Genomic DNA, 541 nt, shown 5'->3' on the forward strand with positions numbered 1-541 from the left:
CGCGTTCCTGTTCACCACCTCGATCGAGAACAACATCGCCTATGGCAATCCCTGGGCGCGCGAGACCCGCATCGGCCAGGCCGCCGAGTATGCCCAGCTGCACAACTATATCATCGGCCTTCCAGCCGGCTACACCACGGTCGTCGGCGAACGTGGCGCGTCGCTTTCCGGCGGCCAGCGGCAGCGCCTGACCATAGCGCGCAGCCTGATGTTGCGGCCATCGGTGCTGGTCTTCGACCATTCCACGGCCGCCGTCGACGCCGGCACCGAGCAGCGTATACGAGCGGCGATGAAGCGCTTCGCCCGGGATCGCGTGACGCTGATCATCTCGCATCGGCTGAGTTCGCTGATGCATGCCGACCAGATCCTTTTCGTCGAGGGCGGGCGGATCGTGGAACGCGGCACGCATGAGGAATTGCTGGCGCTCGGCGGACGCTACCGCGCGCTTTACGACCTGCAGCTACGGCCGGACGACGATCGGCTCGAGGGAGCCGCCTGATGTCGACGCAGGACGACGACGAGAAGGAAGACACAAGCGGAC

Annotated in this window: 1 protein-coding gene; it reads left to right on the forward strand. The window is 65.6% G+C overall.

The features are described from left to right. Positions 1 to 499 (forward strand): ATP-binding cassette domain-containing protein (locus EN852_RS34835; protein WP_135879597.1); only part of this gene is annotated, 499 nt, incomplete at its 5' end. Positions 500 to 541: the final 42 nt, after the last annotated feature.

The sequence above is a fragment of the Mesorhizobium sp. M2E.F.Ca.ET.209.01.1.1 genome (assembly GCF_004010375.2).
GTDB lineage: Bacteria > Pseudomonadota > Alphaproteobacteria > Rhizobiales > Rhizobiaceae > Mesorhizobium.